The 15,951-nt window shown below is 38.9% G+C and carries 15 protein-coding genes; 3 read left to right on the forward strand and 12 right to left on the reverse strand.

Features of this window, described 5'->3' with window-relative positions:
• Window positions 1-312: 312 nt before the first annotated feature.
• The 4 genes from pgsA to yfmF are packed head-to-tail and all read right to left on the reverse strand — an operon-like array spanning window position 313 to window position 4,381.
• Window positions 313-864, reverse strand: a complete 552-nt coding sequence (pgsA, locus tag lgb_RS08840; protein WP_019292204.1) for a CDP-diacylglycerol--glycerol-3-phosphate 3-phosphatidyltransferase — start codon at window positions 862-864, stop codon at window positions 313-315.
• Between the two features lie 48 nt (window positions 865-912).
• Window positions 913-1,821, reverse strand: coding sequence for a helix-turn-helix domain-containing protein (locus tag lgb_RS08845; RefSeq protein ID WP_019293891.1), 909 nt, complete (start codon window positions 1,819-1,821; stop codon window positions 913-915).
• 51 nt (window positions 1,822-1,872) lie between these two features.
• Window positions 1,873-3,156, reverse strand: a complete 1,284-nt coding sequence (gene yfmH / locus lgb_RS08850) for an EF-P 5-aminopentanol modification-associated protein YfmH (RefSeq protein ID WP_249663208.1) — start codon at window positions 3,154-3,156, stop codon at window positions 1,873-1,875.
• Window positions 3,137-4,381: an EF-P 5-aminopentanol modification-associated protein YfmF gene (yfmF, locus tag lgb_RS08855; protein ID WP_019293893.1), complete on the reverse strand. Its 1,245-nt coding sequence runs from the start codon at window positions 4,379-4,381 to the stop codon at window positions 3,137-3,139. The genes yfmH and yfmF overlap by 20 nt, the downstream gene beginning before the upstream one ends.
• 133 nt (window positions 4,382-4,514) lie before the next feature.
• On the opposite strand from yfmF, the gene lgb_RS08860 reads away from it, so the two are divergent.
• From lgb_RS08860 to lgb_RS08870, 3 genes are read left to right on the forward strand one after another with little or no spacing between them, the layout of a single operon-like run.
• On the forward strand, window positions 4,515-4,877 hold the full coding sequence (locus tag lgb_RS08860) for an RNA-binding S4 domain-containing protein (protein ID WP_019292208.1): 363 nt from the start codon (window positions 4,515-4,517) through the stop codon (window positions 4,875-4,877).
• A 2-nt stretch (window positions 4,878-4,879) separates the two neighbouring features.
• On the forward strand, window positions 4,880-5,974 hold the full coding sequence (gene recF, locus lgb_RS08865; RefSeq protein ID WP_019293894.1) for a DNA replication/repair protein RecF: 1,095 nt from the start codon (window positions 4,880-4,882) through the stop codon (window positions 5,972-5,974).
• Window positions 5,946-6,167, forward strand: a complete 222-nt coding sequence (locus tag lgb_RS08870; protein WP_064305340.1) for a hypothetical protein — start codon at window positions 5,946-5,948, stop codon at window positions 6,165-6,167. Before recF ends, lgb_RS08870 begins: the two co-directional genes overlap by 29 nt.
• Window positions 6,168-6,188: 21 nt before the next feature.
• Here lgb_RS08870 and lgb_RS08875 read toward each other — a convergent pair whose 3' ends face one another.
• The 8 genes from lgb_RS08875 to lgb_RS08910 form a co-directional block, all read right to left on the reverse strand.
• Window positions 6,189-7,649 carry a basic amino acid/polyamine antiporter gene (locus lgb_RS08875; RefSeq protein ID WP_019294177.1) on the reverse strand — a complete coding sequence of 487 codons (1,461 nt, stop codon included), beginning with the start codon at window positions 7,647-7,649 and terminating at the stop codon, window positions 6,189-6,191.
• Between the two features lie 186 nt (window positions 7,650-7,835).
• Window positions 7,836-8,819, reverse strand: coding sequence for a UDP-glucose 4-epimerase GalE (gene galE, locus lgb_RS08880; RefSeq protein WP_019294178.1), 984 nt, complete (start codon window positions 8,817-8,819; stop codon window positions 7,836-7,838).
• Between the two features lie 71 nt (window positions 8,820-8,890).
• Window positions 8,891-10,369 carry a UDP-glucose--hexose-1-phosphate uridylyltransferase gene (galT, locus tag lgb_RS08885; protein WP_064305341.1) on the reverse strand — a complete coding sequence of 493 codons (1,479 nt, stop codon included), beginning with the start codon at window positions 10,367-10,369 and terminating at the stop codon, window positions 8,891-8,893.
• An 11-nt stretch (window positions 10,370-10,380) separates the two neighbouring features.
• The gene (locus tag lgb_RS08890; RefSeq protein ID WP_019294180.1) at window positions 10,381-11,580 is read right to left on the reverse strand and encodes a galactokinase; all 1,200 of its coding nucleotides are present in this window, start codon (window positions 11,578-11,580) and stop codon (window positions 10,381-10,383) included.
• Window positions 11,581-11,590: 10 nt separating this feature from the next.
• The gene (locus tag lgb_RS08895) at window positions 11,591-12,619 is read right to left on the reverse strand and encodes an aldose epimerase family protein (protein ID WP_019294181.1); all 1,029 of its coding nucleotides are present in this window, start codon (window positions 12,617-12,619) and stop codon (window positions 11,591-11,593) included.
• A 52-nt stretch (window positions 12,620-12,671) separates the two neighbouring features.
• On the reverse strand, window positions 12,672-14,069 hold the full coding sequence (locus lgb_RS08900) for a glycoside-pentoside-hexuronide (GPH):cation symporter (RefSeq protein ID WP_019292216.1): 1,398 nt from the start codon (window positions 14,067-14,069) through the stop codon (window positions 12,672-12,674).
• Between the two features lie 253 nt (window positions 14,070-14,322).
• Entirely contained in the window at window positions 14,323-15,060 is a 738-nt protein-coding gene (locus tag lgb_RS08905; protein WP_019292217.1) for a MurR/RpiR family transcriptional regulator, read from the reverse strand.
• Window positions 15,061-15,070: 10 nt separating this feature from the next.
• Window positions 15,071-15,943: an adenylyltransferase/cytidyltransferase family protein gene (locus tag lgb_RS08910; RefSeq protein WP_019294183.1), complete on the reverse strand. Its 873-nt coding sequence runs from the start codon at window positions 15,941-15,943 to the stop codon at window positions 15,071-15,073.
• Window positions 15,944-15,951 lie beyond the last annotated feature (8 nt).

Raw genomic sequence — 15,951 nt, forward strand, 5'->3', positions numbered from 1 at the left:
TTTGTATCGAATACATTTATGATTTAAACATTATTAAGAAAGCCTTTGTGAGCCTTGCCGTTCAGCATTAGCACCTTTAGGTGCAATGCTGGTAGCAAATTAAAACGCCCCAAGCATAAAAGCTCTAGGGCGTCAGTAATCTTATCGCGGTACCACCTAAATTTGTCCTGTCTTCCAGAACCTCAGTTTAGCTATAACGTTGCTACCGTTTTTTATCGTCACTTTAGGTTTTGTAAGCTTTCAGCCAAGTCTTACTCTCTGTATGTTTAAGTATAACGCAGACTTCTATTTTTTTCAAGCTTTAAATTCACATTAATTTTTAAAAACTTGCATATTTTTGGCAAAGTAATCATAGCCGGAATAAATCGTGAAGATAAGGCAAACATAAAGTAAGATTGTGCCAATATAAATGGGATCACCAATTAGTAAGAAAATAATAGACAACATTTGTGTAAATGTTTTAATTTTTCCTGGCATAGCTGCAGCCAAGACTGCACCACCTTGTTCAACCAGTAAAAGGCGAAGTCCAGTCACAGCAAGTTCACGACATACGATGATTGCAACAACCCAAGCTGGAGCTAAGCCTAGAGCAATTAGCATCACAAATGCAGCCATCGTTAACATTTTATCCGCTAAAGGATCTGCAAATTTACCAAAATTAGAAACAACTTTCCACTTGCGCGCCAAATAGCCATCAAGCCAGTCTGTAATTGAAGCTACAGCAAAGATAATTGCTGCAACAATCCATGAAACATAGCTTGTACCCACAGCTGCACCATGTGGCAGATAAAGGACAATGAGAAAGACAGGAATCATAAAGATTCTTAGTATCGTTAGTTGATTAGGGAGTTTTTCTTTTTTCATAATTACTTTCTTCGCTTCTTAGAGTTGGCCTGCTCGTGGCTCAACTTTTTATTGTGTTACAGGTGCTGTAGTGCTTGCATAAGTCACCGTTAATTGCACTTGAACTGGAACGCCTACTGTAAGAGCAGACAAATCGACAGTGCTACCGTTGATTGTCATTGTAAGTCCTTGGGTATTGGACAAGTTAATCACAGAGTTAGTTAATCCCGCTCCGAGTGTTGCTGTAGCTGTATTTTCGGCATCAGATAACGTGCGTACTGTTGCCCAATCCGCATTGGTCAATGAAACAGTTGTCACTGCGCCAGCTGCTGTTGTAAAGACAATTTGTGTTGGGCTCGTAGCATTTTCTACCTTGACATTAAGCTGCGCACCACTTCCAGTAACCGTAATTTGGTTTTGGGGCTCTGGTTTTGATTCAACAGGCTTTTCTGATGATTCTGTTGTTTTCTTTTGTTCTTCTGTTGCCTTTTTTGTTTCGCTCGTTTTATAAGTATAAGACGTATCACTCAAGTCTGGCTTTGGCGGGCGCGTAAGTAATACAACAGCTGTGACACTTCCGACAATGGCTAGTGCAACAGCAGAAAGCAAGATAATGGGAACATAATGACGCCATGCAGGCTTATTACTTTCTTCCTCTTCCTCATCCTCTTCTACGCGTTCACTTGGTTTCACAAATCGATAAGTTTCTTGGATGTCTTCGTGTTCTTCAACAGACATTGATCCATCCTTCTCATATGCAAACATGATTTGATCTGCATCAAGATCCAACTTTTCTGCATATTGTTTAAGATAAGCTTTAATATAAAAATCACCGGGTAAAGCCTTATAATCCCCTGTTTCTAAAGCAATAATATATAATTTCGGAATGTTTGTAAGTTTTTCGGCTTCACTTAGCCCGAGGCCAAGTTCCGTCCTCTTGTCTTTGAGGACTTCGCCTATTGTTTTAATTGCCACCATGTCCTCCTCTCAGCTTTATGAAATACATGGATTTATTCATAACTGTTCGTATTATTTAGGGTAGATGATAAAATCTACAGTTTGCATATTCTCAACAAATTTTTCAGCGTGTTTGCTGACTTTTTCAAGGGTTAATCCTGATAAAATTTCAGGTAAATCAAAGAAGTTAATCTCGCCATAAATATTTGATGAAAATTGATTGGCGATATATTCTAAAGAGTTTAGGGATTTATAATAGTCCCCTAGTGTTTCACGTTTCAGTATTTCTAGATTTTCTTTTTCAAAATCCTTATCTATTTTATAACTTTTTAGGGCTTCCTGCAAAACTTTACTTACTTGCTCTGGTTTTTCAGTATCTACGGTAATATTCGCAAAGTGAAAACTTCTATCCATATCAAAACCATAGCCAAAAGAATCATCAACTAAACCTGCATTATACATTTCCTCATAACGATGACTTGTTTTCCCAAAAAGCATATCGAGAAGCAACTGATTTGAAAGTTTATATTCTAATAATTCGCGGGCATCAGTTGGTAAAGCATCTTCTCCACGAAAACCAAGAGCCAACTTGGGCATCGCAACTTCAAACGCAAGAGTTTTTCCTGCAATCGGCTGACTCCCCTCAACAGTTTTTCTATGTATCGGTTCAGCTTTAACAAAAGCTTTCTTCTCTTGATTCTCATTTACAAATGCAGCCATGTAATCCACATCAAAAGGACCTGTTAAAAAGAGGTTCATGTTTGAGGGATGATAAAAAATTTCATAGTTAACATACAAGTCAGCTGCGGTAATTTCCTTAATCGAACGTGGAGTACCAGCAATATCATCTGCCAATGGTGACTCAGGATAAAGCGAAGCTAAAAGCCCTGCAAACAAACGCCAATCACTATCATCTTGATACATCTGGATTTCTTGTTGAATAATACCTTGCTCTTTTGCAACATTTTCTTCCGTAAAGTAAGGTTCTTGTACAAAATCAAGCAGTAAGTTCACACACTCATAGATATTTTCACGTGTCGAAAAAAGATAAGACGTTCTCGAAAAGCTTGTAAAAGCATTGGTTTGCGCCCCATAGGCACCAAACTTGTACATTACATCCCCTTCTTTTTTCTCGAAGAGTTTATGCTCCAAAAAGTGAGCGATACCTTCTGGAAAAGTCTTTATCTCTTGACTTCCCATAGGGACAAAAGAGGTATCCAATGACCCAAAGTTTGTCGTAAAAAGACCGTAGGTCCGATTGTAATCAGGTTTCGGTAAGTAATAAACCGTTAAACCGTTGGCTAGAACATCAGTATATAAGATTTCACCCGTTTTTTCATATCTCTTCTTCTGCATAAACTTCTCCTTTCATGAAATATTGAGCCTGTAGTTTTAAACTTTGCGCCAAGCGCATAATATCTTCTTTGCTCACAGCTTCTAATGCTTTCAAAAAAGTTGCTTCATCAACATAAAGTTCAGGCAAAACTTCGTGAATAAAAGCTTGTTCAATGAGATTCGAAGAAGAGTCAAGCGACATGAAGTAAGAATTTTTTAGCATTGTTTTAGTTTGCTCAATTTCTTGTGCGGTAAAGTCTCCAGATTGCATGGCTTGAAGTTGTTCTAGAATCAGCTCTCGTGCCTGTTGATAATTTCCTGCATCAATTCCTGCATTAACTCTTAGCAGGCCTGTAAAACTATCAAAAGCTGAACTTGCATAGTAAGCCAAGCTTGCCTTTTCACGGACATTCATAAATAATTTAGAATGTGCAAAGCCACCAAAAAGGCCATTCATCACTTGTAAAGTCATGTAATCCTTGCTGCCATAAGTTGTCGGTTGCGCAAAAGCCATTTGTAAAATAGACTGTTGCACCTCCTTAGCTTCGATTTTTTCTTGATAATCCTTGAGCTCTTGCTTATAAAAAATTTCAGAATGCCCCTGACGATCCTTAAAGTCAAAGTTTTGGAACAAACGTACAACTTCAGCTTCTTCCACATCACCTAGAACAAAAATATCAATCAGATTGTGATTAAGCATTTCAGTGTAATAATTAAAAACAGCTTCTGCTGTTTCTGCCTGCAAAAGTCCCACCGTTGCTACACCTGGGAGAGATTGATTTGGATCCGTAAAGAAAAGGGCAGCCAACTGACGGCTGGCATAATAAGAGCGATCTTCATTCATAGCTTTAAGGTAGTTGATGAGATTTGTCTTTTCCCGCTGGAAAACTTCAACATTATTATCTGGACTAAAGAGCGCTTTATGCATAAAGTCAACGGCACCTGCCAAAGTATCCACATCAACAAACTTAGGATTAACAAGATTCATATGAATGCTCAACAAATGTTGACTGCCTTTTTTATTTACTGCAGTTGAGAAAGATGTCCCATAAAGTTCTGACAAGCGGCTTGAAAATGCTTGAGCTGTTGGGTATGCTGCATTGGTCGTTTCCCATAAATTAGAGATAATCACACGCTTAGCAATATTTTCTCGCGAAAGTTCTTCACGAAAGCGCACCATGAGACGTATTGTTTTGAATTTTGTTTCTTTTATAACATGGAGATTTACTCCGCTGGCTAGTTTCATAGATATCCCTTGTCTACTCCTCTTTTCAAGTTTAAAGGAACTTCTTTTAATCCTAAAAAGAGCAGGAGCTGTAATATCTCTATTATAGCAAATTTTCCACTATTTTTGAGACTCTTTATGCTAAAATAGAGTTATGCAAAATTACATTTTATTTGAAGAATACATCACCTTAGGACAAGTCATTAAAGAATTGGCCATTGTCAATACAGGAGGCCAAGCTAAGCTTTTTCTCGCTGAAAATGAAGGCAATATTTTCTTAAACAAGGAAGCTGAAAATCGCCGTGGCAAAAAACTGCGTGCGGGAGATGTTTTGGAGATTCCTGAATTTGGACTGATTCTCACATTTGTCCAAGCTTCTGAAGAAGAAATTGCTGAACGTGAAGAAGATAAGGCCGAGGAAGAACGCGTCAAAGCACTTGTCAAGAAAATGAACGCTCAAGTCAAAACTCAAAAACCCAAAAAAGCGGCCAAGCCAAGATTCCCCGGCGCTAAATAAGCATGAAACTTAACAATATACAGCTCTATAATTTCCGAAATTATGATAAGCTTTCCCTTGAATTTCATCCCAATCTCAATATCTTTTTAGGACAGAATGCCCAAGGTAAAACTAATCTTTTAGAAAGTATCTACTTTCTTGCTTTAACACGTAGCCACCGCACCCATCATGATCGGGAACTGATTCGGTGGGATGCCAAAGAAATGAATGTTTCTGGTACTGTCACAAAAGGTCACAGTAATATCCCTCTAGAAGTTGCTTTGACTCCTAAAGGACGTACGGCTCATGTCAATCATTTGAAAGAAAACCGCTTAGCAGACTATATCGGTCAGCTGAACCTTATCATGTTTGCACCTGAGGATTTAGAACTTATCAAAGGTGCCCCAAGCATTCGCCGTCGCTTCCTTGATATGGAGATTGGTCAAATACGTCCCGTTTATCTTTATGATTCGGTGCGCTATAACCGCGCTTTAAAAGAGCGCAATGCTTACCTCAAGATGGAACGCAAACAGATTGACGCTACTTTTTTAGATGTTTTAGACAGCCAACTGGCAGAACACGGTCAGAAGATTAGTACTGAACGTCAAAATTTTATTGACAAACTGGAAAAGCTGGCACAAAAAATTCATGCTCAACTCACTCATGGGCTTGAGGAGCTGCAGATTAATTATAAAGTTAATTCTACAGCTCTCTTAGAAGATTTGAAAAGTGCACGTGATAAGGATATCTTTCGTCATCAGACCTCTGTCGGTCCTCACCGAGATGATTTGACTTTTTTTGTCAATGGTATTAATGTTGCGGACTTTGGCAGCCAAGGCCAACAAAGAACCGTTGCTTTATCTGTCAAGCTCGCTGAGATTGATTTAATTTTTGAAGAGACTGGAGAATATCCTATTCTTTTGCTCGACGATGTCATGAGTGAGCTCGATAATAGCCGTCAGTTGGATCTTTTAGAAACAACGCTCGGAAAAACACAAACCTTTATTACTACAACGACGCTTGACCACCTCAAAAACCTGCCAGAAAACTTAAGTATTTTCAATGTGAAGCAAGGAGAAATTGAAACAAATGGACAAGAAAGAACCACCACTGACTGAGGATAACCTGATCAAATTTAAGGCACTGGAGGCAGAAGGGGATTCTACGTTATTAAAACGTATTTCCCTTCTTGTTGAACAAGAACGTGAATTACGTCAACAAAAAGATAAACTCGAAGAAGATTTACGTGTATTGGTTCATATCAAAAATAGCCATTACTCACAATTAGAGCAAAAAAATTCGGAACATTAATTCCGAATTTTTTTACGTTATTTATAAGCCAAGTAACTCTCTTAAACCATAATGATTGCCAATCAAGCCAAAAGCTGCAAAGATAGACAAACCGATAATTACAAAAAGAACAATAATTTCTAAACGAGAAAGTGTCTTACCATTTTCTTTCTTCGCTAAGTAGTAGAAAATAAAACCAATTGCATAGAGAATCGAAGCCATCCAAACATACTGCCAGCCTGAAAGCCACAGCGCTAAAATTTGGAAAGCAAGGGCCACAAAGCCAATGACTATATTTTTTGTATTTTTTTCTTCAAGACCGTGTTTCATCATATATGCACCGACCAAAGCGTAACAGATCATGATACATGCTGTACAGAGGTACACCATTACATTATAAGCATTTGCGACATAAAAAGTAACGATGATGAAAAATTGAACAAAGATTTGTGTAAGCCAAAGAGAATTTGCAGGAGCGTTATGTTTATTTAAGCGCCCAAACCATTCTGGGAGTAATTTTTGATTGGCCAACTGTGTTGTGGATTCTACTGGAAGCATCGTCCATGATATCCAAGCCCCTAAAACGGAAACAACAAGACCACTGGCCATCAATGCGCCTCCAAAGCTACCAAGCATATCTTTTAGCATATAAACCATGCCTGGCGTTTTCATGGCAGCTAATTCTGCTTGATCATAATAGCCGAAAGGTAGGAGTGAAAGCAAGATGTAGATAAAAAGTAAAACGATAAGACCAATGATTGTCGCGCGGCCTGCATCAGATTTTTTCTTGGCACGATCGCCCATCATTGCCGCACCTTCAATCCCGACAAAGACCCAAATCATGACCATAAGAGAGCTTTTAACTTGATCGAGTAAGCCGCCAGCGGTCATTGACCCTTGAGCTTGAACCAAGCCTTGAGTATTTTCTGTAATATTGTTCCAAAAACCTGCAGTGAATACTCCTGCTTTGAACATAAAGATCCCTGTAATCATAAAAACAAAGATTGGGATTAATTTACAAACCAGAACAATGGTATTCACAATCGCTGCAGATTCGACCCCTTTACTCACCATCAAAGCTAAAAGCCAAGAAAGAATCGATACGGACACTACTGCAAAAACGCTTAGACTTCCATTTGCATCTGCAAATTTACCAGGGAAAAAGTAATCCATAGATATCATCATGAGCACGGCAAAGGCAATATTACCTAACCATGTGGACAACCAGTAACCCCACCCAGAAAGAAAACCTACCAAATCGCCAAAGCCTTCTCGCGCATAATCAGAAACCCCTGAAAGTTGTGGTTTGTTAATAATCAGATAGTTTAAGCTCAAGACAAGCGCTAAAAGCCCTAAACCAACGAAGAGCCATGCTATGATTACACCACCTGCAGTAGCTCCATTGGCTAAATCGTTGGAAAGGTTAAATACCCCACCACCAATAGCACTGGAGACAACGATGGAGACAAGGGCTATCAGCCCCATCCCTTTTTTATTTTCCATTTATTTTTCCTATAATTCCATTTTATTTATATTGAAATATTTTCTTAATATAACATTTTTTGCATTTTCATGCAAGTTTCATCTGCTTTCAATCCTGTTTTCTTTATATTTTTACATTTTGAAGCGTTTTCTTACAAAAATAACGAAAAAGCAACCCAAATTAAAAGATTGCTTTTTCCATTTGTATTAATATCCATTTGGATGAGAGCTATGCCATTTCCAAGCATTCTCGATAATATATTCTAAATTATTTTTCACGTGCCAATCCAAGACTTCTCCTGCTTTCGTCGAGTCTGCCACCAACATATCTGGATCGCCAGGACGACGTTCTCCCATTTGTGATGGAATTTCTTTACCGGTAACACGGCGTGCAGTTTCCAAGACCTCAAGGTTAGAGTAGCCTTTTGAAGAGCCAAGATTAAACTGATCCGAAGCACCGCCCGTTTTAAGATATTCTAAGGCTTTGATGTGTGCTTCAATCAAATCTTCCATGTCAATATAGTCACGTACGCATGTACCATCAGGCGTATTGTAATCATCGCCATAGATAGTGATAAACTCACGTTGGCCTAAAGCTGTTTGTAAAATAAGCGGAATCAAATGCGTTTCATTTTTATGTGCTTCACCGATGCTTCCGTCATGTTTAGCACCAGCAACATTGAAGTAGCGCAGTGCTACATAAGTCATATCCGTTGCCTCTGATTGCCACTTCATCATTTTTTCCATGATGAGTTTGCTTTCGCCATAAGGATTGATTGGTTTTTGTGGAGTTTTTTCAGAAATAGGGCTTTCTTCGGGTATTCCAAAAGTTGCAGCCGTACTCGAAAAGACAATATGCTTAATACCAAATTTTTCCATGGTTTCAAGAATAACCTGTGCCCCACCAACATTATTATTAAAATACATCAGGGGTTTTTGCATTGATTCACCCACCAATGAATAGGCACAAAAGTGCATTAAACCTTCGATATCTTTTTCTTTTGTAAAAACATCAGCCAAAAAAGCTTGATCGCGCACATCTCCTTCATAGAAGCGTACATCTGCTGGGACAGCTTCACGATGTCCTGTCACAAGATTGTCTACAACGGCCACATCATAACCACGTGATACTAGAATATCAACAGCATGGCTACCTACATAACCTGCGCCTCCAAGTACTAAGACTGTCATTTATTTATCCTCCATTACTTTGATGTACAAAGTTTTTAAATACTATTTATCAATCACTTACAAGTATAACCTTATTCATTTATAAAATCAATGAAGCGCTTAAACCCGGCATATCCTGCTTTGTCATCTTTAAATACTCCCGCGTCTTGCAATACTCTTGTAAAGACAGCTCCAACTGCTTCACGGACATACTCTGAGACATTTTCTTCAGTAACCCCCCCTTGATTTTTTAACTCTTGTGCCCAAGGTAAGTGCATATCTTTCATATGATGTGGCTTTCCTAAGAGATACTGTTCCACTTCTTGCAGTTCATTTTTCAATCGCGGAGGTAAAACAGCCAAACCCATGACCTCAATCAGGCCAATATTTTCTTTCTTGATATGATGCAGGTCTGCATGAGGATGAAAAATCCCATCAGGATATGTTTCATTAACATTATTGTCTCGCAAGACTAAATCCATCTCGTAAGCCCCCTCACGTTTACGAGCGATTGGCGTAATCGTATGGTGTGGCGTACCATCAGCAGAATGAGCAATGACATCAATGCTTGTATCCGAATACTGTTGCCATTTCTTCAAAATGTAGTCCGCAAGTGTCAAAAGCTGCCCTTTGTCCTCAGAAGACAAACGTAACACACTCATAGGCCAATTCACAATGCCAACTGCTACTTCTGGAAAAGCTTTAAAGGCTACTTGTTCTCTTAACTTAGCTTTAGCCATCGGAAATTCATGACGTCCTGCTTGATAGTGATCATGGGTCAAAATAGAACCCCCAACAATTGGTAAATCAGCATTGGATCCAATCATATAGTGAGGGAACAAATCCAAAAAGTCCAAGAGATTACTAAAAGATTGGCGATTAATTTTCATTGGCTTGTGCAAGTTGTTAAGCACAATTGAGTGTTCATTATAATAAGCATAAGGCGAATACTGAAAGCCCCATTCTTCATCCTGTAACTTTAAACGGATGAGGCGATGATTGCTTCGTGCAGCTTTATTCCCTCCACCATAAAGCCCTTCGTTTTCAATACAGAGCGCACAGGCTGGATAACTAGAATCTTTGACTAATTTAGCTGCAGCGATAGCTTTTGGATCTTTCTCCGGTTTTGAGAGATTGATTGTGATTTCTAAATCGCCATATTTTGAGTGATAATTAAAGGCGATATTTTTTGCGATATCTCTCGTCTTGACCTGATTAATTTCCTGAGTCAGTCCATAAAAATAATCTGTTGCTTTTTTAGGACTCTCTTGATAATTCTTCCAGAACTCACGATTAATTTGACTTGGTGTTGGACTAATAAAGTCCATCAGAGCCGCTTCATAAAATTCTTCTTCTTCTGGCGAAAAAGCTTGATTGTCGCGTGCAAGGATCATGAGCTGATCCATTAAAGTTAGTGCATCATGTTCTTCTTTAACTTGTGGTTCGTCCCAATCGTTCATCCCCAAGAAATGGAGTAATTGATTACGCCAATATATTTTATCAAGCGTTTCAATTCGATGATTTTTTTCTGCTAAATTAATAAATTCTTGAACAGCTTGATATTTTTCCATTTTTACTTTTCCTACTCCACATCCAGTTTTGTTGATCCTGAACCAATTTGGGCGACATAAAAGCTTGCTGGATAGCCAACTACTTTTTCATATTCCGCTCCCACTGCTTCTTCAAAATCTGCGACTTTATCATGAGCGACTAAAGCAATTGCACAACCGCCAAAGCCTGCACCTGTCATACGTGCGCCTAATACACCTGCTTGTTTTTGTGCGGTTTCAGCCAGCGTATCAAGTTCAATCCCAGTCACTTCATAGTCGTCTTTGAGGGAAGCGTGTGAAGCATTAAGTAATTCACCAAACTTCGTCAAATTACCAGCAACAAAAGCTTTTTGTGCTATTTTTGTACGGTTATTTTCATATACGGCATGGCGCGCACGTTTAATCAGGGTTTCATCACCAATCAAGTCTGTATTGGCATCAAAATCCTCATTAGAAAGTTCACCCAGGGATTCAATAGCTAATTTACTTTGCATACGTTTCAATGCTTCACGTGTTTCAGCAAAACGCTCATTATATTTTGATTCTGTTAAAGCACGTGGTTTGTTTGTGTTCATGATGACAATATCATAATCACGTAATTCTACCGGCACCATTTCATACTTAAGAGTATTACAGTCCAATAAAATCGCTTTTTTCACTTCACCAAAACCAATCGCAAATTGGTCTAAAATACCAGAGTTGACGCCAATGAATTCATTTTCCGTTTTTTGTCCGAGTTGTACCAACTCCAAGCGTGGGACTTGTAAATTAAACAGGTCGTCTAAAACTACACCGACTAAAAGTTCCAAAGAAGCTGAAGATGATAAACCAGAAGCTGTTGGAATTTCACCATTGATAAGTAGTTCAAAACCTTTATCGATGGTATAGCCTGCACCTTGAAGCATCACTATCATTCCTTTAACGTAATTTGACCAACTGTCATCATCTTTTTCCTTGACCTCTGTTAAATCAAATTCGATAAGACCTGCTTCTGGAAAGTTTTGTGAAAAAAGTCGGATTTTTGTATCTTCACGTAAACGGGCCAAACCTGTTGTCCCAATTGTAATTGAGGCTGGGAAGACGTAGCCGCCATTATAGTCGGTATGTTCACCAATCAAGTTAATACGACCTGGCGAAAAGAAGTATTCCACATTTTCTGTATCCCCAAATACTTTTTCAAAACTGTTTGTTAATGCTGTTAAAACTTTACTGTTTTCCACGATTGTTGTCATTTTCTTTTCCTCATTTTTTCTCTTCTTTATGGAGTTTATAAATTGTTTTTGAATAGTATTTCTCACCTGCTTTGAGTGTGATATCACCCAACTCCGGAATTTGTTGACTGCCTGGCGCCACTTGTGTTTCAAAAGTGATTCCGCCATGATTTACTTCTTTTTTCCCTTGATATACTGCACCAGATTCGCCAAAATTTGCTGAAAAAATAACAATACTTGGACGATCAGTATAAACAGAGATACTTAACTCTTCAAAGCTTAAACGTGCTTGCTCTTTCTCTATGCTTGGCTCATCTAAAAGGAAAGGATGATCAAGGCCATCAACCAAAATCACTTGCTCCATAGTACTTTGAAAGACTTCCGAGAGCCTTTTGCCTGAACGCAAATCTAAGTCTGTACCCGCTAACTCCGCAATATCTCCACGTACTACCTCGCTCTTGTCTAACAAAGGAACAAAACGAGAGGCGCCTAAACGCAAGAAATGGTTGTCTATACTTTGAGCTACATCTCCGGACAAATTAAAGTAAACATGACCTGTAGGGTTAAACACCGTGTCTTTATCAGAAACGGCATCATATTCAATGGACCAAGTGCCATTTTCATCAAAACTGTGAGTCACAGTGACTTGTATCTGTCCTGGATAGCCATTTTCACCATCGTTTGACGTCAAGTAAAATTGAACTTTTGCTTGTTCTGCTTCTTGAAAAACTTCAAACTGCCAGAGTTTACTTTCAAAGGAATCTTGCCCTCCATGTAAGGTTTGCGCAGCTTCATTTTGTTGCAATTGTACGTTCTTGCCTGCTATCTTCACTTGACCGTCTTTGATACGGCCAGCTGTTCGGCCAATTGTGGCACCAGGATAATTATCTTTTTCGACATACTCTTGTGTAGAATCAAAGCCCAAAACGATTTTCTTACCATTGACTGTCCAATCCACAATTCGGGCACCGTAATTGCTCAATGAGAGCGTATCTCCTGCCTTGTTTGTTAAACAAATCAAATGCGCGCCTAAGCCAAAGTCTTTTGTTGTTATTTCCATAATTCACCTGTCTTTAAATAAGGAGAGCTAGCGTCACCGCTAGTCCTTATCTTTATTTTAATTTATTTTCGAGTTCCGCAACAATTTCTTTATGACGTTTCTCTGTTAATTTTACCTTAAGAAGATAAATCGTGAGTGAGATAATCATCAGAACGGCTGGAAGAGCGAAGGCGTAAAGCTTAAATGTTGTTACCCCGTAAACTTTATGTGGATCAAAAGTTGAACCGGTCATACCAGCTGCAATCGCCACAAACCCAAAGATCCCATTTGAGAAAGCACCGGCAATTTTATCCAGTAACGGACGCATTGCCAAAGTGACTGCTTCATTACGCACACCATTTTTCCATTGACCATATTCTACAGAGTCTGTGATTGTCATCAAAACTGATAAGAACACAAGCTGATAAGGTGTAGTCAGAAAGATAAGACCGAGAATTGTCATTGGCACTGAACTTCCAAAGATAAAGAAAGCATAACCGACAAGCATCGAGAGAATTGCACCTGTCAAAACTTTACGACGGCCAAATTTCTTCGCTAAGACAGGGAACAGTGGTACTAAGACGATAGAACCGATGAAGCCGACAATCCCTGTAATTGAATACAGTGCAGCTTGTCCTAAAACGAAGGTAAACATCAAAATCAAAGTTGCTGTTGTTGCGACATAGGCTAAAGCAAACAAGATATAAGACAATGACAACCACATCAGCTGATCATTTTTCAATAAAGCTTTAAACACATCAATGGTTGTTGTTTTTTGTGATTGTTGACGGATAACAGAATCCTTTTCTTGGGTACCCCAAGCTGTAATTAAGGCTGTTCCACCTGAAACAATCGCAGCAATGACACCAAATGCAAACCAACCTGATGCACCTTGGGCATGGTGCCCCGTCATGAGTTGAGTGAATCCATAGGTAATCGGGATAACGAGAATAGTTGTTCCTTGAGCACCAATAGCTGAACCAAAACGGGCAAATGTTCCGAGTGACTCACGTTCTTCATTCTTTTCAGAGAGCGCAGGAATCATTGACCAAAAGGCAATGTCCTTGAAGGAATAAAAAGCATCCAGAATGACAAAAGAAATGATAAAGACAATAATAAATAAGGTTGTATTTGAACTTTTGGCTAATCCAAAGAAGTCTGAAAACATCAATACAATCATTACAGATGATATTAAACCGCCAGCAACCAACCAAGGTTTAAATTTTCCCCAACGCGTGCGTGTGTTGTCAATAATACTCCCAATAATGGGATCAAAAACAATTTCTACCAATCGAATAATGACGACAAGTGATGTCACAAGGGCAATCATTGCATCTTCATGTTCACTACCTGCAAACATTTGACTCGTAACAAAAGCAATAAAGAACACGCTAATTGCTGCATAATAGGTATCGTGACCCAAAGCACCTAAAGCATACGAAATTCTTTGTTTCATTTTTCCTCCCTCCATCGGGAACCTCCTTTTTCGATTTCCTTACACCGAAATCGCTTACATTAATATGATAGCATTTTCTTATTTGGAAAAGTTTCCCATTGGGTAAAGAAGGCAGGAAATACTTCCTAAAACACCGCTTACAAAACCTAAGAATGTAAGTTGTTGTTCACAACTCGCTTCGCTCCCTGCGTATTATCGTTCTAATTTGCTAAAGCAAAAAGAACGATAATAAAAGCAAAGCTCCTTGGCTTTGCTTATTATTTGTTTTTCATTGTTTTTTATAAATAGAGTAAGCATCAAAGAGGACACGTACTAAAATATACAAGGGCAGTCGACTATGGACATCAAGATCAAAATAATTAACTTCTAAAGAGCTTTTATAGCCAATTAGGGAGACATCTGCAAGACGTACTAATGGACTTTGCTCCGTTACAGTCAAGGTCAAAATTTTTGCACCATGGGTTTTTGCCACTTCGGTTGCTTCAATCAGTTCTAAAGTTTCGCCACTCAAGGACAAATTGATGATTAAGCTGTTCTCTTTGACAAAACTTGCATAATAAGTCATATATTTATAGTCATCATGAAGTGTCACTGGCTTATGGAAAAGTTGAAGCTTCTTCATCATCTCTACAGCAGCATGAGTGGAAAGACCACGCGCAAAGAGAATGATCTCACCAGCTTGGTCAATAGCACGCACGGCTTGTTCAATAGCAGGAGCCGAAATATTATGAATGGTCCGTAGGAGTTCTTCTTCGTTTTTACCAATTGCGGCCAAAACTTCATTTGAAAAACCATTAATATTGGGAAGTGGCTTTTCTTTTATCGAATAGCGAAATTCGGCATAGCCCGAAAAACCTTTTTTCCTCACTGTGCGATTAATCGTTGATAAAGAGCAATGAGCTAATTCTGCCAAATCTGTAATAGAAAGTTGGGGAATTTCATCATAATGCTCTTGAATTACTTGCCATGTATAGGCTTCGGCACTTGATAACTTTTGGTTAACCATGTTTCCTCTCCTAATATTTTAAACGGTCAATTTGAATCCCTGTATACTGACTAATTGCATCAATAGCATGATAATAGCGCCCGAGATAAGCGCGTGTGTCACGCGTCGTTTCTTCATCATCTAAACGTACAACTTTTTCAGCAAGTCCTTGCTCTGCTATCTCCCTTAAAAGTGCTTCGTCATTATCAGATGGAATTAAAAGCACCAGATCCATATCCGGAGATAGAGTATTATCAATAAAGATTATACCTTGATTTCCGGCTGAAGTGATAGCCTGTTCAATATCCTTTGCAAAGGGGGCATTGTTAAAAGTACGTGCTAAACGTCTAGCCAAGGTTGACTTACCACTTTGTCGGCCACCAATTATACCAACAATTTTAGTGAAATGTCTACGAAAAGCGGGATTTATCTCGTTCCAGTGCAACAATGGATTTTCACGTATGTCTGTTGCGGATATCTTAATATCTTGCCTATCAGCCATTTCTACCTTATAGGTACGCAAATCTTGCGGAAAACGTGCACTGAGCTCAGTTACATATTCCGGCTCTCCCACATAAAAAGTAATTTCCTGGCTCTGGTAATTTTTTAATAAGTCAAACAAACGTTTAAACCAAGCATCCCATCCTTGTGGCATCGGAGGTAAATCCGTTTCATCTAACATTGCAACCTCAATGTCCTCTTCATCAGCAAAAGCTTCCTGTAAATAGTGATAACGTAGGGCTAGAGGCAAGCCAATCTTATCACCTCGATCATGAGTATAGCCTGATACGACTAAGAGAACCTGATCATTAAGTGCAGCACACTTGTAAATCTGTTGCTGGTGCCCCTTATGAAAAGGAGCAAAAGTACCAAAATAAACGCCTAATCTTGTCTTTTCTGTCATTACGCTCC

Origin of the sequence: Lactococcus petauri (genome assembly GCF_023499275.1) — a bacterium.
Classification (GTDB): domain Bacteria; phylum Bacillota; class Bacilli; order Lactobacillales; family Streptococcaceae; genus Lactococcus; species Lactococcus petauri.